Annotated in this window: 25 protein-coding genes; 22 read left to right on the top strand and 3 right to left on the bottom strand. The window is 48.9% G+C overall.

Annotated features, from left to right (window positions below):
- The first annotated feature begins 13 nt into the window (after positions 1–13).
- From H6A12_RS02575 to rpe, 6 genes are all read left to right on the top strand, one after another.
- Positions 14–634, top strand: coding sequence for a potassium channel family protein (locus tag H6A12_RS02575; RefSeq protein ID WP_204444470.1), 621 nt, complete (start codon positions 14–16; stop codon positions 632–634).
- A gap of 12 nt (positions 635–646) precedes the next feature.
- Positions 647–1312 (top strand): potassium channel family protein, encoded by a 666-nt coding sequence (locus H6A12_RS02570; RefSeq protein WP_204444468.1) that lies wholly within the window; start codon positions 647–649, stop codon positions 1310–1312.
- A 164-nt stretch (positions 1313–1476) separates the two neighbouring features.
- A complete protein-coding gene (locus H6A12_RS02565; protein WP_204444466.1) occupies positions 1477–2184 on the top strand; it encodes a response regulator transcription factor in 708 nt (235 codons plus the stop codon).
- Between the two features lie 13 nt (positions 2185–2197).
- Positions 2198–3673: a sensor histidine kinase gene (locus H6A12_RS02560; protein ID WP_204444464.1), complete on the top strand. Its 1476-nt coding sequence runs from the start codon at positions 2198–2200 to the stop codon at positions 3671–3673.
- Between the two features lie 29 nt (positions 3674–3702).
- The gene (locus H6A12_RS02555) at positions 3703–5100 is read left to right on the top strand and encodes a S1C family serine protease (RefSeq protein ID WP_204444461.1); all 1398 of its coding nucleotides are present in this window, start codon (positions 3703–3705) and stop codon (positions 5098–5100) included.
- A 395-nt stretch (positions 5101–5495) separates the two neighbouring features.
- The gene (gene rpe / locus H6A12_RS02550) at positions 5496–6137 is read left to right on the top strand and encodes a ribulose-phosphate 3-epimerase (RefSeq protein ID WP_204444459.1); all 642 of its coding nucleotides are present in this window, start codon (positions 5496–5498) and stop codon (positions 6135–6137) included.
- On the opposite strand, the gene H6A12_RS02545 is transcribed toward rpe, so the two are convergent.
- Complete coding sequence (locus tag H6A12_RS02545; RefSeq protein ID WP_204444457.1) at positions 6120–6692, bottom strand: adaptor protein MecA; 573 nt, start codon at positions 6690–6692, stop codon at positions 6120–6122. The two genes, rpe and H6A12_RS02545, sit on opposite strands and share 18 nt — an antisense overlap.
- Before the next feature lie 113 nt (positions 6693–6805).
- Between H6A12_RS02545 and H6A12_RS02540 the strand changes: the two genes are divergently transcribed.
- The 6 genes from H6A12_RS02540 (at position 6806) to H6A12_RS02515 (ending at position 12695) form a co-directional block, all read left to right on the top strand.
- Entirely contained in the window at positions 6806–7807 is a 1002-nt protein-coding gene (locus H6A12_RS02540; RefSeq protein WP_204444455.1) for an RnfABCDGE type electron transport complex subunit D, read from the top strand.
- A complete protein-coding gene (locus H6A12_RS02535; protein ID WP_204444454.1) occupies positions 7800–8441 on the top strand; it encodes an Rnf-Nqr domain containing protein in 642 nt (213 codons plus the stop codon). Before H6A12_RS02540 ends, H6A12_RS02535 begins: the two co-directional genes overlap by 8 nt.
- Positions 8438–9058: an Rnf-Nqr domain containing protein gene (locus H6A12_RS02530; RefSeq protein WP_204444451.1), complete on the top strand. Its 621-nt coding sequence runs from the start codon at positions 8438–8440 to the stop codon at positions 9056–9058. Before H6A12_RS02535 ends, H6A12_RS02530 begins: the two co-directional genes overlap by 4 nt.
- An 89-nt stretch (positions 9059–9147) precedes the next feature.
- The gene (locus H6A12_RS02525; RefSeq protein ID WP_204444449.1) at positions 9148–10308 is read left to right on the top strand and encodes a putative glycoside hydrolase; all 1161 of its coding nucleotides are present in this window, start codon (positions 9148–9150) and stop codon (positions 10306–10308) included.
- 79 nt (positions 10309–10387) lie between these two features.
- The gene (locus H6A12_RS02520) at positions 10388–12106 is read left to right on the top strand and encodes a phospho-sugar mutase (RefSeq protein ID WP_204444447.1); all 1719 of its coding nucleotides are present in this window, start codon (positions 10388–10390) and stop codon (positions 12104–12106) included.
- A 118-nt stretch (positions 12107–12224) separates the two neighbouring features.
- A complete protein-coding gene (locus H6A12_RS02515) occupies positions 12225–12695 on the top strand; it encodes a hypothetical protein (protein WP_204444444.1) in 471 nt (156 codons plus the stop codon).
- Between the two features lie 31 nt (positions 12696–12726).
- Here H6A12_RS02515 and H6A12_RS02510 read toward each other — a convergent pair whose 3' ends face one another.
- On the bottom strand, positions 12727–13905 hold the full coding sequence (locus H6A12_RS02510; RefSeq protein ID WP_204444442.1) for an ROK family transcriptional regulator: 1179 nt from the start codon (positions 13903–13905) through the stop codon (positions 12727–12729).
- Between the two features lie 158 nt (positions 13906–14063).
- Here H6A12_RS02510 and trmB point away from each other — a divergent pair, with 158 nt between their 5' ends.
- The 8 genes from trmB (at position 14064) to H6A12_RS02470 (ending at position 19015) form a co-directional block, all read left to right on the top strand.
- A complete protein-coding gene (gene trmB / locus H6A12_RS02505; protein WP_204444440.1) occupies positions 14064–14786 on the top strand; it encodes a tRNA (guanosine(46)-N7)-methyltransferase TrmB in 723 nt (240 codons plus the stop codon).
- A gap of 78 nt (positions 14787–14864) precedes the next feature.
- Positions 14865–15236: a YlxM family DNA-binding protein gene (ylxM, locus tag H6A12_RS02500; protein WP_204444438.1), complete on the top strand. Its 372-nt coding sequence runs from the start codon at positions 14865–14867 to the stop codon at positions 15234–15236.
- An 18-nt stretch (positions 15237–15254) separates the two neighbouring features.
- On the top strand, positions 15255–16595 hold the full coding sequence (gene ffh, locus H6A12_RS02495; protein WP_204444436.1) for a signal recognition particle protein: 1341 nt from the start codon (positions 15255–15257) through the stop codon (positions 16593–16595).
- A gap of 87 nt (positions 16596–16682) precedes the next feature.
- A complete protein-coding gene (gene rpsP / locus H6A12_RS02490; RefSeq protein WP_204444434.1) occupies positions 16683–16925 on the top strand; it encodes a 30S ribosomal protein S16 in 243 nt (80 codons plus the stop codon).
- Between the two features lie 45 nt (positions 16926–16970).
- On the top strand, positions 16971–17204 hold the full coding sequence (locus H6A12_RS02485) for a KH domain-containing protein (protein WP_204444431.1): 234 nt from the start codon (positions 16971–16973) through the stop codon (positions 17202–17204).
- A gap of 68 nt (positions 17205–17272) precedes the next feature.
- Positions 17273–17788, top strand: coding sequence for a ribosome maturation factor RimM (gene rimM, locus H6A12_RS02480; protein ID WP_204444429.1), 516 nt, complete (start codon positions 17273–17275; stop codon positions 17786–17788).
- Positions 17778–18518, top strand: a complete 741-nt coding sequence (gene trmD, locus H6A12_RS02475) for a tRNA (guanosine(37)-N1)-methyltransferase TrmD (RefSeq protein ID WP_204444427.1) — start codon at positions 17778–17780, stop codon at positions 18516–18518. The genes rimM and trmD overlap by 11 nt, the downstream gene beginning before the upstream one ends.
- Positions 18519–18751: 233 nt before the next feature.
- Positions 18752–19015: an HPr family phosphocarrier protein gene (locus H6A12_RS02470; protein ID WP_204444425.1), complete on the top strand. Its 264-nt coding sequence runs from the start codon at positions 18752–18754 to the stop codon at positions 19013–19015.
- A gap of 129 nt (positions 19016–19144) precedes the next feature.
- Here H6A12_RS02470 and H6A12_RS02465 read toward each other — a convergent pair whose 3' ends face one another.
- Entirely contained in the window at positions 19145–19375 is a 231-nt protein-coding gene (locus tag H6A12_RS02465; RefSeq protein WP_204444423.1) for an HPr family phosphocarrier protein, read from the bottom strand.
- A 181-nt stretch (positions 19376–19556) separates the two neighbouring features.
- Here H6A12_RS02465 and mtaB point away from each other — a divergent pair, with 181 nt between their 5' ends.
- Together mtaB and H6A12_RS02455 are read left to right on the top strand one after the other, a co-directional pair.
- Positions 19557–20873: a tRNA (N(6)-L-threonylcarbamoyladenosine(37)-C(2))-methylthiotransferase MtaB gene (gene mtaB / locus H6A12_RS02460; protein ID WP_204444421.1), complete on the top strand. Its 1317-nt coding sequence runs from the start codon at positions 19557–19559 to the stop codon at positions 20871–20873.
- A gap of 28 nt (positions 20874–20901) precedes the next feature.
- A complete protein-coding gene (locus tag H6A12_RS02455; RefSeq protein WP_204444419.1) occupies positions 20902–24645 on the top strand; it encodes a phosphoribosylformylglycinamidine synthase in 3744 nt (1247 codons plus the stop codon).
- Positions 24646–24715: the final 70 nt, after the last annotated feature.

Here is a 24715-nt window from a genome sequence, read left to right as displayed (position 1 = left end):
TGAGGAGAAAGTTATGAATATTCTTGTGGTAGGATGTGGAAAAGTCGGTGCCCGGCTTGCAACTGTACTGGCGGAAGAAGGACACATGGTTTCAGTCGTTGACCGCAGTGAGGAGCGACTAGAATCGCTTCCCGATGATTTTGACGGAATGAAAACATGCGGTGTGCCGATTGATCAGGATGTTCTGCGAGAAGCCGGCATTGAGAACTGTGACGCGCTTGCGGCAGTCAGTTCGGATGATAACGTGAACATCATGGTCAGTCAGGTTGCCAAAAAGATTTTCGGCATTCAAAACGTGGTCACACGGATTTATACACCGGACCGTGAGGATGTGTTCTCGCATTTTGGTTTAAGCACGGTCTGCCCGACGCATTTGACGGTGAGCGCCATTCATTCCGCTGTTGTGGAACATGATTTGCCGCGGATGCTCAATATCGGATCGCATACAATGAAGTTTTCGATTCATCCGGTTCCGCGTGCATTGGTGGGCATGGCAGCGTTTGCGTATGATCCGGGCGAACAGTCTTCGCTGTTTGCGGTGCTGCACGAGGACGATACCATGTCTTTGAACAACAACTGCAAAGAAAAACTGAAAGTAACTGATCGGCTTGTGATCAGCACCATCGTGGATTGAGGAGGACGTGCAATGCGTGTTGTAATTGTAGGTGCAGGAAAAGTCGGATATTATCTGGCAAAAACACTGATGGAGCACGGGCATGTTCCGACATTGATTGACACAGACCGCACAACCTGTGCGTTTGTGGCAGATAATCTCGATGTTTCGGTCATTTGGGGTGACGGCACGACGACAGATGTGCTCAAAGCGGCTGGAACTGCACAGTGCGATGCATTTGTCAGTGTCACCGGACAGGATGAGGGAAATCTCATCAGCTGTCAGCTTGCCAAACAGGTGTTTAACGTCAAAAAAACGATTGCAAAGGTTAACAACCCAAAAAATGCACGCGTGATGCGCGAGCTTGGCATTGACATTGCAATCAGCAGTACCGAGAACATTGCAAGCCTCATCGAGCATGAGGTGGATACAGCGAAAATCAAACGGCTTGTTGCCATCAATCAGGGCGAGGCGTCGATCTGTGAGGCAGTGCTTCCGCCGGATTATAAGCTCCACGGCATTCGTCTGTCGGAGATTCGGCTGCCGAGTGTTGCGGTCATTATTTCCATCAGCCGCGGTGGTAAAACGATCATTCCCCGTGGTGAAACACAGCTTTTGTCAGGCGACAAAGTGCTGTTTTTGACGAAAAATGACGCGCTGTATAAAGTACAGCAGCTTTTAAAAATTGAAACACTGTAAAAAAGCGCAGAAAGCAGCCGGAAACCCGGCTGCTTTCATTGTTTTAAAGGGAAATCTTTACGGTTTATTCACTTCTTTTTTGTCCGATATGGTATACTTTCATTATAAATTGGTTTGAAAAACAGCCTTAATTCAAAAATCGGTTTGCAGGGAGGAAGATTTTAATGGCTTCTGAAAAAATTATGGTTGTCGACGATGATAAAAACATTTGCGAGCTGCTGCGTCTCTATCTCGAAAAAGAGGGCTACAGCGTGATTTTGTGTCATGACGGTCAGGAGGCGGTTGTGAAATTCAACGCGCTCAGCCCTGATATGATTCTGCTTGATATCATGCTGCCTTCGCTTGACGGCTGGCAGGTCTGCCGCGAAATCCGCAAAAAATCAAACGTGCCCATCATCATGCTCACCGCAAAAGGTGAAACGTTCGACAAAGTACTTGGTCTTGAACTCGGCGCAGACGATTATGTGGTCAAACCGTTTGACACCAAAGAGATTGTCGCCCGGATTAAAGCGGTGTTCCGCCGCATTTCGCAGACTTCTCAGGCAGAGGAAGTCAAAGAGGTTTCGTATGATAAACTTGTTGTCAACATGACACGCTATGAGCTGAAAGTAGACGGAAAAGTTGTGGATACGCCGCCGAAAGAGCTGGAGCTTTTGTTCCATCTTGCGTCGAATCCGAACCGCGTCTACACACGTGACCAGCTGCTTGACGAGGTGTGGGGATTTGAGTATTACGGCGATTCCCGTACCATCGACGTACATGTCAAACGTCTGCGCGAAAAGCTCGAGGGCGTTTCCGACAAATGGGCATTAAAAACAGTTTGGGGCGTTGGATACAAATTTGAGGTGAAAGATTCGCCGGCTTCGGAATGAGTGAAACAGCACAATGACGATGCAAAAAAGTATTTTCTCGAAATATTTTACGATCTGTGCGGCATTGATCCTTACAAGCATTGTGATTTTGGGCACGGTGTTTTTGGGATTTGCTGCACAGTACAACAAAACACAGACGTTTGATTCCTTAAACCGGAATGCCAAAAGCATCGGCAAACTGTTTGCGGAGTATTCTGCGGGAACGAGCGGGTTTACGCAGACAACGTTTGATGTCTATTTGAAAAATACCGCTGAAACACTCGGTGCCCAAATTTTCATTACCGACGCGGAAGGCAAGACGATTTACTGTACTGAACAAACGCCTTGCCGTCATACAGCGCAGACGATCCCGTCTGACATTATTACAACGCTTGTTACGACAGGAAATTATGCGGAGCTCGGGAAATTGGGCGGCGTGTATGACGGGCGGTATCATACCGTAGCTGTGACAGCGGCGGCAAATCTTCAGACATTTTGCATTTTTGTTTCTGTCTATGATATGGGACAGCAGCAGGTTTTTCTAAACGAACTGATCAAGATGTTTTTGATTTCCGCTGCGGTTGTATTGGTGATTGCGTCGATTGCGGTGTATTTCATTTCAGTACAGCTTGTAAAACCGCTTCGTCAGATGTCAGAGGCGGCGAAAAAATTCGGCAGAGGCGAGTTTGACACGCGTCTTGAAGTGACAAGCTATGACGAAATGGGTCAGCTTGCAATGTCATTAAATCAGATGGCACAGTCGCTGTCGACCACGGAAAGCGCGCGCCGCAGCTTTACGGCAAATATTTCTCATGAGCTGAAAACGCCGATGACGACAATTTCCGGCTTTGTAGACGGCATTTTGGACGGAACGATTCCGCCGGAAAAACAGCGGCATTATCTGACGATCGTGTCGGAGGAAACGAAGCGGCTGTCACGGCTTGTGCGCACGATGCTCAATCTTTCGCGGATTGAAGCAGGCGAAATGCAGATGAAGCGCACGAAATTCAATATTGTGGATACGATATGTCAGACGGTGTTTTTGTTTGAAAAGCAGATTGAAGAAAAACATCTTGAAGTCCGCGGGCTCGATCATGAAAAGGTCATGGTGGAGGCCGATCCGGATTTGATGTATCAGGTCGTGTATAACCTGACGGAAAATGCCGTGAAATTTGTAAACGACGGCGGATATCTGGCGTTTGATTTCTCGTCTGACGCAAAGCATATCTATGTGAGCGTCAAAAACAGCGGCACAGGGCTCACCAAAGAGGAAATCCCCAAAATTTTCGATCGGTTTTATAAAACGGATCGTTCCAGAGGACTGGATAAAAACGGCGTCGGACTTGGACTTTATATCGTTCGCTCGATTGTAAGTCTGCACGGCGGCGAAATCATTGTGCGCAGTACAGAGGGCGAGTTTGTGGAATTTATGTTCTCGCTGCCGTATATGCGTCAGGGCGTGAAATTCAAAAAGAATGCCGCGGCGGTTCTGGAATCGGAGAATACGTGACCGGCGTGTGAAAATAAGGAGGAGCTTTCATGCAGGAAGAATATAGACCGCCGTTTGAAGGCGGTGAAAACGGGCAGGGAGAACCGATGAATCATCATCCGGAAAACCCGATGCCGGCAGATGAAACAAATACACAGTCGTTTCATCAGCCGCAGCAAATGCATCAAAACGATCCATATTCTGCATCACCCAATCCGCAGCCGCAGTGGACCTATTGTGATTACGGTCCCATCGGCGGAACAGATCCGCAGCAGCCACCCAAAAAAGAAAAGAAACCGGGTATGGGACTGCGTGTGTTCGCGATTGTCATGAGTGTGCTGTTTGTGCTGTCTGCCGGCGGATTTGCTGCCGTTTTGCTGGGCGGTACGATGAAAAACACGCAGAAACCGGAGAATTCAGAGGCTTCCGGTCCGTTGTTTCAGACGGAGTCAACGCCGGACGGCACAGCGGACGATGAGATTGTCGAAGGACAGCCGCTTACAAACAGCCAGATTTACCGTAAGGTGGAGCCGGCAGTGGTTGGTATCGTGGGATATGTGCGTGGTGTGACCGGCACACAGCCTGCAAGCCAAGGTTCGGGTGTTGTGTTCCGTGAGGACGGATATATTGTCACAAACAACCATGTCGTGACCGATGAAGAGAGCGGCGCGGTTTATGATAAAATTGAAGTCATTCTCTCGAATGGCGACAGCTATATCGCAACGTTTATCGGCGGTGACCGGCAGTCGGATCTTGCCGTTTTGAAAGTGGATGCAACCGGTATGCACGCAGCGGTATTCGGTGATTCCGATAAGCTTGAGGTCGGTGACGAAGCAATCGTTATCGGTAACCCGAGCGGTCTTGCGCTTGCGGGCAGCTTTACCCACGGATATATTTCTGCGCTCAACCGCAGTGTATATGTGTCGACCCTCGGTTCAAATGTCAACTTTATTCAGACCGATGCAGCCATCAATCCCGGAAATTCCGGCGGTGCGCTGGTGAACAAATACGGTCAGGTCGTTGGCATCACCTCTGCAAAGCTTGCGGAGGAGGGATTTGAAGGAATCGGATTTGCCATTCCTGTAAACGATGCAAAACCGATTATTGAATCGCTGATTCAAAGCGGATATGTGACCGGCCGTGTCTATATTGGCATCACATACCGGCCGATCTCCGAAACGATCGCCGAGCTCAATTCCATTCCGCGCGGTCTTCGCGTCATTGCGATTGACGAGAATGCCGATGTCGCAAAACAGGGACTTCAAGTGGGCGATATCATCACAAAGCTTGACAATCAAGAGGTATATGACACCCAGACGGTGGATGCGGTGCTTGTTTCCAAATCACCGGGAGATACCATTTTGCTGACGGTTTATCGTGTGAATGAAGAAACGGGCGTGGCTTCGACCGTTGAAATTACCGCCGTTCTTGCGGAAAAAACAGCGTAATCTGAAAAAAGCCTGCCTTTTCAAAAAGAAAGGCAGGCTTTTTTATTGAAAGCGGAACTGCTGCATAAAGCTGCAGAAAGCTGTTTTAAAGGACAAGTCCACTTTCTCTGCACACTTCCGCGTGTGGTATCTTATTTTATGCAAAAGACAGACACGAGGTTTTTGTGTGCATAAATGCCTCTTGAATCGGTTGCTGTTTCGGCGTCTGAGTGAAAAAAAGATTGTGTGTTTGCAAAAACACAAAATAGTGTGCGGGATTTTACAATTTTTATGGAAGCAAGAGCAAGAAAATAGGGTGTTTACCTTGACGATGCGAGGCGAATTTAGTAAAATAATATTGGTATCGTCTGACTTTCTTTTGTGAAAGCAGTGGAATATTTGATAGGAGTTGTTTCATGAATATTATATCACCATCGATTCTTGCAGCCGATTTTGGAAATTTGAACAAGGAGATTGAACGCATCAGCGAAGCTCAATGGGTTCATATTGACGTGATGGACGGTCATTTTGTGCCGAATATTTCGTTTGGACTGCCGATTGTTTCTGCTGTGCGCAAGCTGACTGCACAGGTGCTTGACGTTCATTTGATGATTTCCAATCCTCTTATCTATGCGGAGCGGTTTGTAAAAGCCGGTGCGGATTTTGTAATATTTCATATGGAGTCGGATGACGATCCAAAAGAAGTCATTCGTGCAGTTCGGAATGCGGGTGCAAAGGTGGGCGCTGCCATTAAACCGGGTACGCCGGTAGAAGTGCTTTACGACGTGATGGACTCGCTCGATCTTGCGCTGATTATGACGGTGGAACCGGGATTCGGCGGACAGTCGTTTTTGTTCGACACGGTGCCGAAAATTCGTGCACTGCGCACATTTTGTAATGAAAACGGTCTGAACGTTCCGATTCAGGTGGACGGCGGCATCAACCTGGAGACTGCGGCAATTTGTGCACAGGCCGGTGCAGATGTACTGGTTGCCGGTTCGTATGTATTTGCAAGCGACGATGTAGCTGCGGCTGTCCATTCACTCATGCATCTTTGAAAATAATGCACTGATTGATGCGGTCGCCTGTGTTTCAAACACCGGCTGCGCATACTCCTCAATCAGGAATCCGGCTGTGTTTGACTCGATTCGCCAGGCGGCGTATGGGGCAAGCAGCTTTAAAAAAAGCGGATCTGCCGCATTGTACGAGTATAAAATCAGATAATAGATATGATTTTGATGATACAGTGCACTTTTTAAAATGATGTGTCCGAAATACTGCTCAAGCGTTCTGCAAACGCAAACGGCATGAAACAGAGAGGGCAGTTTGAATACATGTTCACACGGATGATGTTTTGCGGTGCCGGATGATTCTTTTTCTGAGATATATAAAATGCATCCGCCGTCGGCATACGGATAGGCTTCGATCAGCAGACTTTTGCTGATGAGATCTAAGCCGGTTTGCTGTTTTGCAGCGCGCATCAGCAAGATCAGTGCGCGGCGTGTCTGCGGATGCTGTTCATCGATCGTTTCGTAAGTCAGATTCAGGTTTGAAAGATCTGCGGCACTCAGTACGATTTTGATGCCGCGTCGATCAAACAGCTCTATTTTCAAAGACAATCACTCCAATGCAGTCTTCTTTGATAAACGGTTAAAAAAGCCTGTTTCTTGCATCATATTGCAAAGAATGATGTTTCATGCGGCAGGAAAAACACGGAGGAGAAAAAATGTCTCAAACGATAAAAACGAATACACAAGCCGTGATACGCCGGCGGGAGATCAATATGCTGCTGGTTTTGTGCGCGCTTTGTGTCATGCCGATTTATTTATACGGTATTCAGGTGCTGTGGATCATCGCATCCGCAGTGGTAACCGCGTTTGCAGCGGAATATGTCTGCACCTTGCTGCGCGGTCAGCGCAGAATCCAAAAAGGGGATTTTTCCCATTTGATCACCGCGCTGATTACGGCGCTGTTAATGCCGGCGAGTGCGCCCGTCTGGATGGTTGTGGCAGCTGTGCTGTTCGGCATCTGCATCGCAAAGCATCCGTTCGGCGGAAAAGGAATGAATATTTTCAATCCGGCAGCCGCAGGAATTGCATTTGTAACAATCTGCTGGCCGCAGGTGATGAATGAGTATCCGCAGCCGCTTTCGCAGACGCTCATTTTCTCCACAACACCGGCAAGTACGCTGCGTGTTGGCGGCACGCCGAACATTGGTGTGTTTGATTTGCTGCTCGGTAATTTTGCAGGTCCGATGGGCGCGACTGTAATGATCGTGCTGGCGGCATGCTTGCTGTTTTTGATTTTCCGCCGTACCGTTTCTTTGCGCGTGATTGTGCCGGTGATTGCGATTGTCGGATTTTGTGCCGTTTTCTTCCCGCGTTTGATGACGGGACGTATGCATTCGCTCGAATTTGAATTTGCATCGGGCGCACTGGTGTTCGGACTTACCTTTATGGCAAGCGATCCGTGCACACTGCCGAAAACCGGATCGGGTAAAATCATCTATGGCGTGCTGCTCGGTATCTTTGTCGTGCTGATGCGCCGGTTTGGATCGTTCGACGTAGAATTTGTCTTTGCGCTTCTTTTGGCAAATGCATTTTCGCCGTCCTGCGACCGCTATGCACGCAAACTCCGGTTTGCATGGTCAAGAATGAAACGGCGGCTGCGCAAATCCCATCATCATGCGGAAGCATCCGCAGAGAAAGCAGGTGATGCAGTTGAATAAGACGTTTTATCAGCGCCACCGCGAAAAACTCCAAAAATTAAACGGCTTGTTTATGACAAACCCTGTGGTGGAGCGCGGATTTATCTTGGCACCTGTTGTTGCAGCGGCATACAGCTGTAAAAATGCAGTGTCGCTCGGCATCGGCTTTATGATTATCACGTTTTTAACAGTGATGCTTTCTTCGTTTATTTCCAAACGGATTCCCTATACCATTCGTACGATTTTGTATGCACTCATCGGTTGTGTGGTCTTTGTTCCGACAGCAATGCTGATTGATTGGATGTTTGAAGATGCACTGTATACAACCGGTATTTTCCTGCCGCTTCTTGTGGCAAACTCGCTGATTGTTGTAAAGAGCGAATCCCGCTTCCACAAGCACAATAAAGGATATATGGCAGTTGATGTATTCAGTCATACCGTTGGATTTTTCATCGTCATTGTGCTGGTCGGCTTGATTCGTGAGTTCTTTGGTTCGGGCGCATTGTTCGGTGTTTCAGTGAACCAGCTGGTTGTTGCACCTGCACTGCTTATGCCGTTTTCCGGCTTTATTCTGGTGGGTCTTTTGGCTGCACTCGGAAACATCATCCGCAAGCGGATTGAACATCCCCGCTCAAAAGAGGAGGGCCTTCAATGAATGAATTTATGAGTGCGCTTCGGACATTCCTTGGTGATATGTTCACCTATGCCATGATTGCTATTTTTATTGAAAATACAATTTTTTCGCGCTCGATCGGCGTTTCAACCGTCTTGTTTTCGGTGCGCAAAAAATATAATATCTTTTTGCTTGGACTGATTATGACCTGCATGCTGGCAGTTTCGTCGATTGCGGTTTACTTCATTTTCCCGCTCTTAAAACCGCTTTCCTATTCCTATTATGTACTGCCGCCGGTTTATGTTGCAGTCATCGGTGTGATGTATGTGATTGCACTGCTGCTGACACAGAAATTCGCAAAAAAACGCAAGCAGGAAATTCTCTCGATTATCCATGTCGGTGTATTCAACTGTGCGGTGCTGGGTGCACTTTTGCTTGCAACCAACAACGTGACAGGTTCGTTTGGCATGTTTTTTGGATTTGCAATCGGTACAGGAATCGGCTTTATGCTTGCATCGTATACGGTGCGCATCGCATACGAGCACTTGTCGAGCGAATCCGTTCCCGAAGCGTTTCGCGGATTTCCGATTACGCTCATTTACATCGGACTTGTTTCCCTTGCACTGTATGGCGTTATCGGACATGAGCTTCCGTTCTAAGCGGACAGGCATATTTTTGTTTTTGACTGCATAAAACAAAGAATATCTGGAGTTTCCCATCAGGATGTTTGTTTTTTAAGGAGATTGTTATGGCAAGACCAAGAAAAGTTGTGCGAACAAAGCGAATTTATAAGAAGACGCATTCCAAATTACCGGGACGTGTGGCGCGCGGCGTGTTATTCGTGCTGCTTTTGGTGCTGCTGGTTGGGTTTGGATATATGGTGAGCAAGGCGATCGGCGGATGGCTTTCTGCAAAACCCGAGCAGTCTTTAGAAAGCACGCAGTCGAGTGTTCCGAGCGAGAGTACACCGGAGGAATCCTTGCCTGAATCGAGCGAAGAACCGGAGCAGACAGCAGTGCGCGGTGTTGTGATGACACCGGACAAGGCATCTTTGACCGGTACAGCGCTCACAGATTATCTGAATGAACTGAAAGCACAGGGATATACGACTGTGTTTGTCACATTAAAAGATGAAAACGGCGATGTCTGGTATCAGTCGGATGCTGCGGAAGCAATCCGGTTGAATACAGTGCGTGCGGATGCATTTGACGCACAGGCGCTGTGTGCAGAGATCAAAAAAGCAGGACTTACGCCGGCGGCGCATATCACGGGACTCAGAGACCCAAAAGCGGCGCATGTACGCAACGAAAACTCCTTTGCCTATGCAAATCAGCTCACGACAAACTGGCTTGATTCCTCTGTGGAGCTGGGCGGAAAAGCATGGCTTAACCCCTATATGGAGAAAGCAAGACTGTACTTGAGCCAGCTTGCAGCCGATGCGGCAGCAAAAGGATTTGAGCAGATTGCTGTCAGTGATGTGAACTTCCCGACGCGCAATACGCGGAATATGAATACCATTTTGACCGAACCGGCACGGACTGTGATTCTCGGTCAAACACTCGATGAAATGCAGGCTGCTGCCGGTGATGTACCGGTATATAACTGGGTGGATATGGCAGAGCAGACTGCACTGAGTGAAAATGCAGGACTTGTCGATCTGCGTGCAATCGGCTATGAGAAAAATGCACCGGAAGTAAGTCTTGATTCGATTGCGCAGCAAAGAAGCGTGCTTTCGCAGAAATTTGGCACAGAGGCAGATGATTTGACGATTGCAAAAGAAATGCTTCGTCAGATGAAAGCGGATGCAACGCTGTCAGGTGAACTGATGCCGGTTATTTTGCAAAAAGATGTGCAAACGCTGCTTCCGGTGCTTGAAGAACTGGAAATCGAGAGCTATCTTGTGGTATAATTGTATTATAGCGGGTGACCGCTTTAATAAAAAGGTTCCTTGGGACAAGGAAATTTTGCAATGGAAAGAGGAAACTGTCATGAAGGAAATGGAATTGTATCAACTGTGGAGCAAAACCGAACTGGAAGACGCAGATTTGAGCGAAGAGCTGGCAGCGATTGCCGGCGATACCGATGCGATCAAAGACCGTTTTTATCGTGAACTTGAATTTGGCACCGGTGGTTTGCGCGGTGTGATTGGCGCGGGTACAAACCGCATGAACATCTATACCGTTCGCAAAGCAACCCAAGGTCTTGCGGATTATTTGAACGAAGCAGTTGAGTCGCCGAGCGTTGCAATCAGCTACGACAGCCGCATCAAATCGGATAAGTTTGCAAAAGAGACCGCGCGCGTATTTGCAGCAAACGGAATCAAAGCATACATCTATCCGCAGTTGATGCCGACACCGTGCTTGTCGTTTGCCGTTCGTGAGCTTGGCTGTGATGCGGGCGTTATGGTAACCGCTTCGCACAACCCGGCAAAATACAACGGCTACAAAGCATACGGCCCGGATGGCTGCCAGCTGACACTTGAAGCAGCTGACCGTGTTTTAAGCCTGATCGAGAAGGTTGACCTGTTCCACGGCGTGAAACTGGTTGATTTTGATGCAGCAATCGAAGACGGCAGCATCGAGTATATCAAACCGGAAGTGGAAGAGAAATTCTTGGAGAACGTCAAAGCACAGGCGCTCGATCTGGAAGCTTGCGAAAAAGCAAACCTGAAAGTGGTATACACACCGCTCAACGGTACAGGCAACATTCCGGTTCGCAGAATTCTTGCAATGCGCGGTATCAAAGATGTAACCGTCGTCAAAGAGCAGGAGCTGCCGGACGGCACATTCAAAACCTGCCCGTTCCCGAATCCGGAGATTCCGGAAGCACTTGCACTTGGTCTTGACCTGTGCAAAGAGGTCAAACCGGACCTGCTGCTTGCAACCGACCCGGACTGTGACCGTGTTGGCATCGCTGTTCCGGACAAAAACGGCGAATATGTGCTCATCACCGGCAACGAGGTGGGCGCACTGCTGATGGAATACATCTGCAAACAGCGCACCGAAAAAGGCACTATGCCGAAAGATCCGATCGCAGTCAAAACGATCGTTACCACCGAGCTCGCAGCAAAAATCGCAGCAGATTACGGTGTAAAAGTCATCGACGTGCTGACCGGCTTCAAATTCATCGGCGAGCAGATTCTGTATCTTGAGCAGAAAGGTGAAACCGAGCGTTATCTGTTCGGCTTTGAGGAGAGCTACGGCTATCTGGCTGGTACTTATGCAAGAGATAAAGACGCAGTTGTCGCTTCGATGCTCATCTGCGAAATGGCTGCAAGCTACAAACTCAAAGGCGTTTCGATCCTCGACGCACTCAACAGCATCTATGAGAGATACGGCAACTACATCCACCGTCAGCAGAGCTTCACTTGTGAAGGCGCTGCCGGTATGGAGCAGATGAAAGCCATCATGACTTCGCTGCGCACCGATACACCGAAAGAGATCGCAGGTCAGGCTGTTGTCAGCTTCAGCGACTATTTGGCAAGCAAAACAGTTGATATGACATCCGGCGCAGAAACTGTCATTGAACTGCCGAAATCGGACGTTTTGTCGTTTACACTGGCAAACGGCAACAGCATTGTGCTTCGTCCGTCCGGCACAGAGCCGAAAATCAAAGCATACTACACTGCAATCAGCGCAACCAAAGAGGGTGCACTGGCTGCAATCGAAGAGATGAAAGCTTCGTTTACAAAAGTATTGGGCTTCTGATTGAACGTTCACACAAAAACACGGAATCGTTTACGATTCCGTGTTTTTTCTTTTATTGCAAATGAAGCAGCATTGTGTTAAACTGTAGAATGCAAACATGCATGCGGGAGGATTTTTCATGAAACGAAAATTATGCGCACTGCTTTGTGTGATTGCCGCTTTTTTGCTGGTGGGATGTACAAGCAGTGAACAAAAAAATACAGAATATTTACAGTCGGTACGCACAGCAATGACAGCGATTTCCGATGCCACCGAACCGTTTTCCGCCGATTTGGATGCCATGTTTTCTTCCATCACTGATGAAACAAAGAAAAAGGTGCTTGACGATCTTGCGGCAATGAAACAGGCGTATGCATCTCTGTCACAACTCAAGGCACCGAGCGAATATGAACAGGTGCAGACCCTGCTTGCGGAAAGTGCCGCAAAGGCAACCGCCGGTATTGAAATTTACGAAAAAGCAATCGGTGAATTGAGTCCGTCGACGTTCAATCAATCGTTTGTCGATTCCCTTGCACCCGGTGACGAGGCGATGAAAGAGGCGTTTGCAAAATTGGACGAGGTATCCGCATTGCTCACAAATGCAGAATAAGAAAAAGACCACCAATCGGTGGTCTTTTGTATTAAATGAGTGTTTTTAAAATGCTGTCGGCACCAAAGCGGAACGCACCGTACATCGCAGAGTTTGTGTAAAACGGAATGGTGACAGCAGGCGGCGGCAACGGAATCTGTGCCAGACAGTGCATGACCGTATCGGTGAGAATACTGCCGAAGCCGGTGTATTCACCGCCGATAATCACCATTTGCAGATTCAGTGTGTATGCAAGATTTGCAATCACGCGAGCAACGACGCGTGCGGTATCTTTTGCAAACTGAATACAGAAGATATCGCCGTTTGCAGCAGCTTCGATCATCATATCAAGATAGAAGGTATCATTTTTAAAGTGCGGTGCAAGCACTGAGGCGGCCGCTTCTTCGGGATGGGCGGCGATATAACGGCGAATACCCTCCAGTGAGGTGATGTTCTGCAATTCGTCATAACGGTGAAGCCAGTCGTTATAGACGATGGAATAGGCAAGCTCACCACCGGAATGCGCATGTCCTTCGTATAAATTGCCGTTTAAAATCAGACCGCCGCCGATTGCGAGTCCGATCCATGCAAATAAGAGGTTATCCACGTGTTTTCCGACACCGAAATGCTTTTCGCCGAGCGCGGCTAAGTCAATATCGTTCTTGACAGCGATTTTTCCGGCAAATTGCTCGTGAAACACATCTGCCAGATTGATTTTATCGCCGTTGCGGCATTCAAACGGAATATGCTGTTCATCGTAGCAGGAAGTCGGTGCTGTGATGACGAGCTTTCCGATTTGTTCATGCGGAATGTGGTGTGCTTTGCACAGTGCGTCAATTTGCCGCGGGACTTCGCTGTCAATCCATGCACCGGAAAAATCGGGCGGAAGAGAAATGAAGTCAATAAAAATCGGTTCACAATATAAATTGCAGACAGCAACCGGAATTCTGCCGCGTGTGATGTAGCTGATAAAATCGAGTACCAGCACATACCGTACATTTTTATTAAAATCCACAAGCATCGGTTTTTTGCCGATTTCGCTTTCGGAAAAGCCGATTTCCATCAACAGATCCCGTTCGATCAGTGCAGTGATGTTTGCGGAGACGGTGGGCTTGCTGATGGAGAGCTTTTTGGAAAGATCGGCTCTGGAAATCGGCCCGTGTTCAATGATATATTTGGCAATCGCACGCTGATTGTTCTGCTTTAACAGTGTCTGGTTACCTGCCGGCATATGTTCACCGCTTTCTGTTAGATACTCATTTGTATTATACGGCGCGCACGGCACAGTGTCAAGAAATTCGCAGGAATCAAATGGGAAACGGTTGCTTTTTGGCACCTCGCATGATATGATAAAACGCTGGAAGAATGGGAAAAAGGATGTGACGATTGATGCGGATGCGTGCGAAGAAATGGGCGCGGCCGGAGCTTGCGGCTTGTCCGTATTATGTGAAAGAACCGCAGGAATATAAAGGAAAATGGGACACGGTATTTTCAAAAAAACAGCCGCTTCATGTGGAGTTGGGATGCGGAAAAGGCCGCTTTTTGGCGCAGGCGGGCGTTGAAAACCCACAGGTAAACTTTATCGGGATTGATTTAATCAGCGATATGCTGGGTGTTGCGCGGCGTACAATCGAAGCAGCGTATGCACAGGCAGAGCGTCCAGTGGATAATATTCTGCTTGCGAGTATGGAGATTACACGGATTGACATGGATTTTTCGGATGCACCGGCCGATCAGGCAGAGCGGATCTACATCAATTTCTGTAATCCGTGGTTTAAGCCGTCCCAGCACAAAAAACGGCTGACACATCCGCGCCAGCTTGAGAAATACCGCGCCTTTTTAAAAGACGGCGGCGAAATCTGGTTTAAAACGGACGATGATCTGCTGTTTAAACATTCGATCGGTTATTTTGAGCAGATGGGATTCACCATCCGGTATCTGACTTATGATTTGCACACGAGCGGCTTTTCGCCGAATTACCGTACGGAACATGAGGAAATGTATACCGCACAGGGGATCAAAACCAAGTTTTTGATTGCAGTCAAACAGCCGGGCGAATTTTTGGCGCCAAGACGCGAAAAAAGTTTAGAAACCGCGGAAAATAAGGCTTGACACGGCTCTTCTTTTTCGGTATAATATCCACTTGTAAAGCTTAATTGCTTTACAAGCCGCAAAAAAGGATGTGGGTTGATGAGTAAGAATTTAAACGTTGCGGTTTTGCTCGATTTTTACGGCAATATGCTGACACAAAAACAGCGCGACGCCATCGACCTTTATTATAATCAGGATCTCTCGCTTTCGGAGATTGCCGAGCATCAGGAAATCACACGCCAGGGTGTGCGCGACTCGATTAAGCGCGGCGAGGTCTATTTGTTTGAGCTTGAGGAAAAGCTTCATATGTTCGATCAGTACATCGAAACGCTCAAAGCATTTCAGGAAATCGGCTATGTTGTCGACCGGATTGCACGGGAAAATGATGCGGTGCATCACTCGCGGGCGGTTTCCGATAATATCGATCAGATCAAGCGTGTGATCGAACGCTATGTTGAGAAAAACGCATAAGTAAGGAGAGGAACAGATTTGGCATTTGAATCGTTGTCCGATAAATTGTCTGCGGCGTTTAAAAAGCTGCGGTCCAAAGGCAAACTGACCGAACAGGACATCAAAGAAGCGATGCGCGAAGTCAAAATGGCACTGCTCGAAGCAGACGTCAGCTATAAAGTCGTGCGCGATTTTGTCAAATCGGTGAGCGAACGTGCCGTCGGTGCAGAGGTTATGGAAAGCCTTACACCTGCACAGCAGGTCGTCAAAATCGTAAACGACGAGCTTTGCCGGCTGATGGGAAATGAGAATCAGCGGATTCGCTTTGCTTCCAATCCGCCGACTATTATGATGATGTGCGGCTTGCAGGGCGCCGGTAAAACGACGCATGCGGCAAAGCTTGCAAAATATTTTATGAAGCAGAATCACCGTCCGCTGCTTGTCGCGTGTGACGTCTATCGTCCGGCGGCAATCGATCAGCTCAAGGTGGTTGGATCGCAGGTTGGCGCACCCGTGTTTGAGATGGGGCAGGGCGATCCGGTGAAAATTGCACAGGCGGCCATCCGCCACGCAAAAGACTATGGCAATGACATTGTGATTATCGATACCGCAGGCCGTCTGCATATTGACGAAACGCTGATGGATGAGTTAAAACGCATCAAAGCAGCCGTTTCACCGCAGGAAATCATGCTGGTGGTCGATGCAATGACCGGTCAGGATGCCGTCAATGTGGCAGAATCGTTCCACAATGCACTGGACATCGACTCGGTGCTTTTGACAAAGCTCGATGGCGACACCCGCGGCGGTGCGGCACTTTCTGTTCTGGCAGTGACCGGAAAGCCGATCAAATTCGTCGGTATGGGTGAGAAACTCGACGAGATCGAGCCGTTCCATCCGGAACGTATGGCATCCCGTATTCTCGGTATGGGCGATGTGCTCACACTGATTGAAAAAGCGCAGACAGCGCTTGACGATAAAAAAGCAGATGAGATGCTTCAGAAAATGAAGCAGAACAGCTTCGATATGAATGATCTCTTGGATCAGATGCATCAGATCCGCAACATGGGTTCGATGAAGCAGCTGTTATCGATGATCCCGGGCGTCGGTGCGAAAATCAAAGATATGGATATCGATGACCGTCAGCTTGTGTATATCGAGGCGATGATCACCTCAATGACAAAGGAAGAACGCGAAAAACCGTCAATCATCAATCCGAGCCGGAAACGCCGTATTGCAGCCGGCAGCGGCCGTAAGGTCGAGGACGTCAACCGCCTGCTGAAGCAGTTTGAGCAGATGCAGAAGATGATGAAGATGATGAGCGGCAATATGAAAGGAAAAAAAGGTCGCCGGATGCGGATGCCGAATTTCCCAATGCAGTAAATTTTTGATATTCTCCCGCTTACAGTGGGTTGAATCTATATATTTTAATACAATATGTAATCTATTTTTTTCAGGAGGACTTTTCAAATGGCAGTAAAAATCAGACTTCGCCGTATGGGCGCAAAAAAAGCACCGTTTTATCGCATCGTTGTGGCTGACTCGAGATATCCGAGAGACGGTCGTTTCATCGAAGAGATCGGCTACTATGATCCGACCAAAAATCCGTCTGTTGTAAAAGTTGACGCAGACAAAGCAAAAGAGTGGATCAAAAACGGTGCTCAGCCGACCGACACTGTGAAAAAATTGCTCAAAGACAACGGCGCTCTGTAATCAGACATCCGTTTTGCAAAACGCAAAGGAATCACGGAGGGCAATATGAAAGAGTTGTTGGAATCCATCGCAAAAGGCCTTGTCAATGATAAGGACGCTGTGAATGTGACGGTTGACGAGCCGAATGAGGAAGGCGTCACCGTATATCATCTTCATGTCGCACCAGACGATATGGGCCGTGTGATCGGCAAACAGGGCCGGATTGCAAAAGCAATCCGTGTGGTGATGCGCGCAGGTGCATCGCGCACAGAAGAAAAAGTTGCAGTCGAAATTGACTGATACGAAAAAACGGGAAGCGTTTGCTTCCCGTTTTGCGTATCAAAGAAAAGAATACGGAGGAACCCGGCATGAAAAAAGCGTTTTTGGAAATTGGAAAAATCGTTTCAACCAGCGGATTGAAAGGCGAAGTGCGTGTCCAGCCGTGGAGTGATTCGCCGTCGTTTCTGCTGTCGTTTGAAACGATGTATTTTGACGCAGGAAACGAAAAGGTCAACGTGGAAAAAGGCCGTTTGAACAAAAATATTGTCGTATTGAAGCTTTCGTGCGCCAACACCGTCGAGCAGGCAAATGCACTGCGCGGACGTATTTTGTATGTGGCGCGTGAAGATGTAAAGCTCGATGACCGTACCTATTTTGTGCAGGATCTGATCGGTCTGCGTGTGATTGACGCAGATGATGAAACGATCGAATACGGCACGCTTTCCGATGTCAGTCAGACGGGTGCAAACGATGTCTATCACATCGAGAAGGACAAGAAAGTGACGCTGATTCCGGCGATCCGTCAGGTCATCATTGATACCGATATCGACGCGGGCGTGATGAAAATTCGTCCGATGAAAGGGCTTTTTGACGATGAGGATTGATATTGCCACACTGTTTCCCGAAATGTGCGAGACAGTGCTCAACGAGAGCATCATTGGACGTGCACGCCGCGCAGGATTGATCGAACTGCACTGCCACAATATCCGCAGCTATACGACCGATAAACACGGCCGTGTGGATGACTACGGCTATGGCGGCGGAAAAGGCATGGTGATGCAGGCTGACCCGATTTTCCGCTGCTATGAGGCGGTGTGTGCCGAACTGCCGAAAAAACCGCACGTGATCTATCTTTCTCCGCAGGGCCGGGTGCTCACACAGCAGCGGTGTGTCGAATATGCGAAGATGGAGCATCTGTTTTTGCTGTGCGGCCATTATGAGGGCGTGGATGAGCGCGTGCTTGAAGAAATCGTCGATGAGGAAGTGTCAATCGGTGATTACGTTCTGACCGGCGGTGAGCTGCCTGCGCTCGTTTTAACGGATGCGGTTGCGCGGATGTGTGACGGCGTATTGGCAGACAGCATATGCTATGAAGAGGAAAGTCATTTTTCCGGATTACTCGAGTATCCGCAGTATACCCGCCCGGAAATCTGGCATGATAAACCCGTTCCGGAAGTGCTTTTGTCCGGACACCACAAGAATATTGCCGACTGGCGGCGTGCAAAACAGCTTGTGCGCACGAGCGAAAAGCGTCCCGATTTGTATGAGAAGTATTCCCTTACCAAAGAAGAACAAAAACTCATGCAGAAGCATCCGGAATTATTTGGGAAATAGAAAATAAATTCCTGTGCATTCTGCTTCTTGCGTTGAAAAAATTGTGTAAGAGTTGCACAATCGGGGGAAATCTAAAAACGGGGCGAAATGGCGAAAAAGCAGAAAATCGAAAAAAACGGTTCGGAATTTTTTTCGGATGCGTTGACGAGCACAATGATTATGTTATAATAAGATCGCACACTTTGATTTATACTATATTTTAATTAGATTTATGATGAAGAGGAGCGCTTGAGATGTACGTAAGTGAGGTAAAAGTTCAAAATCAGGTAGGATTGCATGCACGTCCGGCCACTTTCTTTATTCAGAAAGCAAATGAGTTTAAATCGTCGATCTGGGTGGAAAAAGATGAGCGCCGCGTGAACGCGAAGAGCCTTCTTGGTGTATTGTCGCTCGGCATTGTCGGCGGCACGGACATTCGCATCATTGCGGACGGTGTTGATGAGCAGCTGGCTGTTGACAGCCTGGTTCGTCTGATCGACAACGGTTTTACAGAATAATCTTACGAAAAGACTGCTGCAAGTGCTTTGCGGCAGTTTTATTTTTTTGTCATAGGTCTGATGTGCGCAAAAAATCAAAAGAAAAAACGCACCGGTATTCCGGTGCGTTTTCGTGCTTAGAGTCACTTCTTATTCAACAATGAATTTTTTGATATCAGCAAAGAACGCGTCTGCGTTGTCGGTATGTGCATCGAGTTTGATCGGTTTGGAAATGTCGAGGCTGAAAATACCCATGATGGATTTAGCATCAACAGCATATCTGCCGGAGATTAAATCGACATCGTAATCACATTTGCAGACGGTGTTTACAAATTCTTTGACATCGTTGATAGTGTTTAAGCGGATCATGACTGTTTTCATATGGAAACCTCCTAAAGTTGTTTTATAGTTTTTCACTATAATTCAAATATAACAGGTCAACTCTTTTTCGTCAACTGCTAATTGTAAACTTCATGAAAATCCTTTATAATTGTATTAAACAACATGCGAATATCGAGCGATTTTCCATAAATTGCATAAGAAATGACTCACGGGGGAACAGATGAAGGCATCATTTTATACGTTTGGCTGCAAAGTCAATCAATACGAAACGCAAGTGCTTTCGCAGTATTTTGCATCACAGGGATTTACGATCGTGCCGTTTGAGGAAGAAGCGGACGTTTATGTGATCAATTCCTGCACCGTTACATCGACCGGCGACAAAAAGACAAAGCAGCTGGTGCGTCAGACGAAGCGGCGCAGCCCGCACGCAGTGGTTGCGCTCACCGGATGTTTTCCGCAGGCCTTCCCCGAAAAAGCAGCCGCGATTCTGGAAGCGGATGTCGTGGCGGGTGCCAAAGACCGCCGCGGGCTGTTAAGTAGTGTGCGCAAAGCAATCGAAGAGAAACAGCGTGTCGTCACACTTTCACCGCACACACCGGGCGAACCGTTTGAGCCGATGCAGGCTGACTTTTTTGCAGAGCACACGCGTGCGTTTGTCAAAATTGAAGATGGCTGTGACCGATATTGCAGCTACTGCATTATCCCCAAAGCACGCGGTCCGATTCGCTCGAAACCGATTGAAGAGATTAAAACAGAACTTTCCGTTCTCGCACAAAACGGATATAAAGAAGTGGTGCTTGTCGGCATCAATTTAAGCTCCTATGGAAAGGAAACCGGTGCTTTCCGACTTGCCGAAGCGGTGGAAGCGGCTTGCTCGGTGGATGGAATTGAGCGGGTGCGTTTGGGCTCGCTTGAACCGGAGCTTTTGACGGACGATGACCTTGACCGCATGGCAAGGCAGAAAAAATTCTGTCCGCAGTTTCACCTTTCGCTGCAAAGCGGCTGCGACCGCACCTTAAAGCGGATGAACCGCCACTATACGGCAGCAGAATATGAAGCACTTGTTGAGCGGATTCGTGCGCGGTTTGATAACGCCGCGATCACTACCGACATTATGGTGGGATTTGCAGGCGAAACAGAGGAAGATTTTTTGGAATCCGTTTCGTTTGCCGAAAAAATCGGGTTTGCACGCGTTCATGTGTTTGCCTACTCGATCAGAGAAGGTACGCGTGCCGAAAAAATGGACGGACATCTTCCAAAATCCGTCAAAGAAGCGCGAAGCCGCGAGATGATCAAGCGAACCGATGCGCTTCATGCTGCATTTTTGCAGTCCCAACTTTTGACTGTCCAGTCGGTGCTGTTTGAAACCAGACAGCCTGACGGGTTGTATACCGGATATACCGAAAACTATACGCGGGTGACTGCGGCAAGTGATCGGGATATCTGCGGAGAAATTCTTCCGGTGCGTCTTGTGTCCTGCGACAGCGAGGGATGCAGCGGAGAGATCGTTTCCGGTGCCTTGCCGGAAGAAATGTGAACTTTATAGACAGGAGAGGAAAACCAGCATGTCAGTTTACAGAATTTATGTGGAGAAAAAAGCGCCGTTCGCCGTGGAGGCAAAAAGCATCCTTTCGGATGTTCGCACGTCTTTGCAGATGACGGCGCTTGAGTCGGTGCGGCTGATTAACCGTTACGATGTCGAGGGTGTATCGGAGGAAGTGTTCAGAAAAGCACAACCGACCGTTTTTTCTGAGCCCAGTGTGGATCATGTCTTTTTTGATCTTCCCGCATGTGCAGAAAACGAGCACGTGTTTGCCATCGAATATCTGCCGGGACAGTTTGACCAGCGTGCCGATTCGTGTGCACAGTGTATTCAGCTGCTTGTGCAGGGCGATCGTCCCACGGTTCGCAACGCACGGGTGTATATTCTCACCGGCGAACTGACAGCAGAGGAGATCGACACAATCAAAGCGTACCTGATTAACCCGGTTGAAAGCCGCGAAGCTTCGCTCGAGATGCCCAAAACACTGGCGCAGAACTATGAAGTGAAAACAACCGTTGAAACACTCGACGGCTTCATCGGTTTTTCGGAAGAGGAGCTTTCAAACTTTGTCAAATCCTATGGTTTGGCAATGGATTCGGACGACCTGGCATTCTGCCAATCCTACTTTAGAGATACCGAGCATCGTGACCCGACAATCACTGAGATCCGCATGATCGACACCTACTGGTCGGATCACTGCCGTCACACCACCTTCCTTACAAACATCGACAATGTCTATATTGCCGACGAAAATATCAAACAGACGTACGAGCGTTATCTGAAAGCACGCGAGGTGCTCTATCGCGGCAGAACCGATAAACCGGTAACCCTGATGGATCTGGCTGTGTTCGGTGCAAAACAGTTAAAGAGCGAAGGCAAACTGTTGGATCTCGACGAGTCTGAAGAGATCAACGCATGTTCTGTGAAAATCAAAGTGGACGTGAACGGTCAGACAGAGGACTGGCTGCTGATGTTCAAAAACGAAACGCATAACCACCCGACCGAGATCGAACCGTTCGGCGGCGCTGCAACCTGCTTGGGCGGCGCAATCCGCGATCCGCTGTCCGGCCGTGCATATGTCTATCAGGCAATGCGTGTGACCGGTGCAGCAAACCCGCTCGTTGCTGTTGAGGATACAATCGAAGGCAAACTGCCGCAGAAAAAAATCGTCACCGGCGCAGCAGCAGGCTACAGCTCCTACGGCAACCAGATCGGTCTGGCAACCGGACAGGTCAGCGAGCTGTATCACGACGGCTATGCGGCAAAACGTATGGAAATCGGCGCAGTTATGGGTGCAGCGCCGGCTGAGAACGTTGTGCGTGAAGTGCCGGCTCCGGGCGATGTTGTCATCCTGCTCGGCGGACGGACCGGACGCGACGGCTGCGGCGGTGCAACCGGTTCTTCGAAATCGCACACCATCGAGTCACTCGAAACCTGCGGTGCAGAGGTCCAGAAGGGCAACGCACCGGAGGAGAGAAAAATTCAGCGTCTGTTCCGTAACCCGGAAGTTACCCGTCTGATCAAACGCTGCAATGACTTCGGTGCAGGCGGTGTTTCTGTTGCGATCGGCGAGCTGGCAGACGGCTTGCACATTGACTTAAACCGCGTGCCGAAAAAATACGACGGCTTGGATGGCACTGAACTTGCAATCAGTGAGTCGCAGGAGCGTATGGCGTGCGTTGTCCGTGCAGAGGACAAAGACCGCTTCATCGCACTTGCCGGCGAGGAAAACATCGAGGCGACCCATGTGGCAACCGTCACCGATACAAACCGTCTGACGATGGAATGGAACGGTGCACGTATTGTTGACTTGTCGCGTGACTTCTTAAATTCCAACGGTGCAACCAAACACACCGATATTGAAATTACATCCGCTTCCGTGAAACCGGTGCACAACCGTGAAGTAACTGCAGACGACGTAGTCGAGCATCTTTGCGACTTAAACCTCTGCTCGCAGAAAGGCCTTTCCGAGCGCTTTGACTCGACCATCGGTGCGAACACCGTACTGATGCCGTTCGGCGGCGAGCACCAGCTCACACCGACACAGGGCATGGTCGCAAAAATCCCGGTGAACGGTGAAACAGAAACCTGTTCTGTCATGGCATGGGGATTTAACCCGTATATCAGCGAACAGAGCCCGTATCACGGCGCAATGTACGCTGTTGTAGAATCGGTTGCAAAAGCAATCGCTGTGGGCGGAAGCCACAAAAAATGCTGGCTCACATTCCAGGAGTATTTTGAGCGTACCCAAAACGATCCGAAACGCTGGGGTAAACCGATGGCTGCATTGCTCGGTGCTTATAAAGCACAGGTGGAACTGGGCATCGGCTCCATCGGCGGCAAGGACTCCATGAGCGGTACCTTTGAGAATATCGACGTTCCGCCGACACTCTGCTCGTTTGCTGTTTCGCTCACGACTGCAGAACGTGCCGTTTCGCAGGAATTCAAACGCTGCGGCAACCCGCTCGTGCTCATCACACCGTCCTACCGTGCAAACGGCGAGCCGGACTTTGATTCGGTCAAAAAGGTGTTTACACAGGTAGAAGACCTGATCGCACAGGGCGTTGTACACTCCTGCTCCGCACTTACTTACGGCGGCTTGTCCGAAGCACTTGCAAAAATGGCAATGGGCAACCGCATCGGCGCAAAACTGACCAAAGAGATTTCGCCGAAACTGATGTTCAACCCGATTTACGGTGGATTCCTCTTGGAAATCGACAGCCACGCAGACGTTAAAAACCTGCCGGTCATCGGTGTGACGATTTCGAAATACATCCTCATCCTGTCGAGTTCAGAAGTGGTCGACATGATGTACCTGCAGAAAAAATATGAGCAGGTGCTCGCTCCGGTGTTCCCGTATCAGAGCACGGAAAAACAGCCGGCACCGCAGGCTGTCAGCTATCCGGCAATCCGTGTGCCGCTGCTGACCAAAAAGCAGATTATCAGAAGCCCTGAGAAATTCGCAAAACCGCGCGTGCTGATTCCGGTGTTCCCGGGAACCAACTGCGAATATGACACCGCACGTGCATTCGAAAATGCCGGTGCAGAAGCAGAGATCTTCGTGATCAAAAACCTCACCAGCGCACAGATTGAAGAATCAGTGGGCGCATTTGCTTCGCGGATTGCACAGTCGCAGATGATTATGATTCCGGGCGGCTTCTCGGGCGGCGACGAGCCGGAGGGCAGTGCGAAATTCATCACCTCGTTCTTCAGAAACCCGCAGATCAAAGATGCGGTCATGGAACTGCTTGATACCCGCAAAGGCCTGATGCTCGGTATCTGCAACGGCTTCCAGGCGCTTATCAAACTGGGTCTTGTACCGTACGGTGAGGTCCGCGATATCACAGAAGAATCGCCGACACTGACCTTCAACACAATCGGCCGTCACCAGTCGATGATGGTGAACACCAGAATCTGCTCCACCAAATCACCGTGGCTGTATAACACACATGTAGGCGAAGTCTACAACGTGCCGATTTCTCATGGTGAGGGACGGTTTATCTGTAGCGCAAACCTGTTTGAACAGCTCAAGGCAAACGGTCAGATTGCAACACAGTATGTTGACCTTGCAGGTCAGCCGACTTACGATCTCTCGTACAACCCGAACGGCAGCTATATGGCAGTTGAGGGCATCACCTCGCCGGACGGCCGTGTGCTCGGTAAAATGGCACACAGCGAACGTGTCGGCAAACATATTTCCAAAAACGTATACGGCGAAAAAGATCAGAAGATCTTCCGTTCCGGTGTGGAATACTTTACAAAATAATATGCAGTGGATGCATGAAAAACGAGCTCTTTTAGGGCTCGTTTTTCTTTTTCTCGATAAAAAGCAAGTT

Source organism: Merdimmobilis hominis (genome assembly GCF_016901855.1).
Classification (GTDB): Bacteria; Bacillota; Clostridia; order Oscillospirales; family Ruminococcaceae; genus Paludihabitans.
Note: the sequence above shows the minus strand (reverse complement) of the source record. Positions and strands in the feature narration are given on the sequence as shown.

Coding starts and splice junctions, on each gene's coding strand:
- H6A12_RS02575 (WP_204444470.1), top strand. CDS start 14: ATGAATATTCTTGTGGTAGGATGTGGAAAAGTCGGTGCCCGGCTTGCA.
- H6A12_RS02570 (WP_204444468.1), top strand. CDS start 647: ATGCGTGTTGTAATTGTAGGTGCAGGAAAAGTCGGATATTATCTGGCA.
- H6A12_RS02565 (WP_204444466.1), top strand. CDS start 1,477: ATGGCTTCTGAAAAAATTATGGTTGTCGACGATGATAAAAACATTTGC.
- H6A12_RS02560 (WP_204444464.1), top strand. CDS start 2,198: ATGACGATGCAAAAAAGTATTTTCTCGAAATATTTTACGATCTGTGCG.
- H6A12_RS02555 (WP_204444461.1), top strand. CDS start 3,703: ATGCAGGAAGAATATAGACCGCCGTTTGAAGGCGGTGAAAACGGGCAG.
- rpe (WP_204444459.1), top strand. CDS start 5,496: ATGAATATTATATCACCATCGATTCTTGCAGCCGATTTTGGAAATTTG.
- H6A12_RS02540 (WP_204444455.1), top strand. CDS start 6,806: ATGTCTCAAACGATAAAAACGAATACACAAGCCGTGATACGCCGGCGG.
- H6A12_RS02530 (WP_204444451.1), top strand. CDS start 8,438: ATGAATGAATTTATGAGTGCGCTTCGGACATTCCTTGGTGATATGTTC.
- H6A12_RS02525 (WP_204444449.1), top strand. CDS start 9,148: ATGGCAAGACCAAGAAAAGTTGTGCGAACAAAGCGAATTTATAAGAAG.
- H6A12_RS02520 (WP_204444447.1), top strand. CDS start 10,388: ATGAAGGAAATGGAATTGTATCAACTGTGGAGCAAAACCGAACTGGAA.
- H6A12_RS02515 (WP_204444444.1), top strand. CDS start 12,225: ATGAAACGAAAATTATGCGCACTGCTTTGTGTGATTGCCGCTTTTTTG.
- H6A12_RS02510 (WP_204444442.1), bottom strand. CDS start 13,905: ATGCCGGCAGGTAACCAGACACTGTTAAAGCAGAACAATCAGCGTGCG.
- trmB (WP_204444440.1), top strand. CDS start 14,064: ATGCGGATGCGTGCGAAGAAATGGGCGCGGCCGGAGCTTGCGGCTTGT.
- ylxM (WP_204444438.1), top strand. CDS start 14,865: ATGAGTAAGAATTTAAACGTTGCGGTTTTGCTCGATTTTTACGGCAAT.
- rpsP (WP_204444434.1), top strand. CDS start 16,683: ATGGCAGTAAAAATCAGACTTCGCCGTATGGGCGCAAAAAAAGCACCG.
- H6A12_RS02485 (WP_204444431.1), top strand. CDS start 16,971: ATGAAAGAGTTGTTGGAATCCATCGCAAAAGGCCTTGTCAATGATAAG.
- rimM (WP_204444429.1), top strand. CDS start 17,273: ATGAAAAAAGCGTTTTTGGAAATTGGAAAAATCGTTTCAACCAGCGGA.
- trmD (WP_204444427.1), top strand. CDS start 17,778: ATGAGGATTGATATTGCCACACTGTTTCCCGAAATGTGCGAGACAGTG.
- H6A12_RS02470 (WP_204444425.1), top strand. CDS start 18,752: ATGTACGTAAGTGAGGTAAAAGTTCAAAATCAGGTAGGATTGCATGCA.
- H6A12_RS02465 (WP_204444423.1), bottom strand. CDS start 19,375: ATGAAAACAGTCATGATCCGCTTAAACACTATCAACGATGTCAAAGAA.
- mtaB (WP_204444421.1), top strand. CDS start 19,557: ATGAAGGCATCATTTTATACGTTTGGCTGCAAAGTCAATCAATACGAA.
- H6A12_RS02455 (WP_204444419.1), top strand. CDS start 20,902: ATGTCAGTTTACAGAATTTATGTGGAGAAAAAAGCGCCGTTCGCCGTG.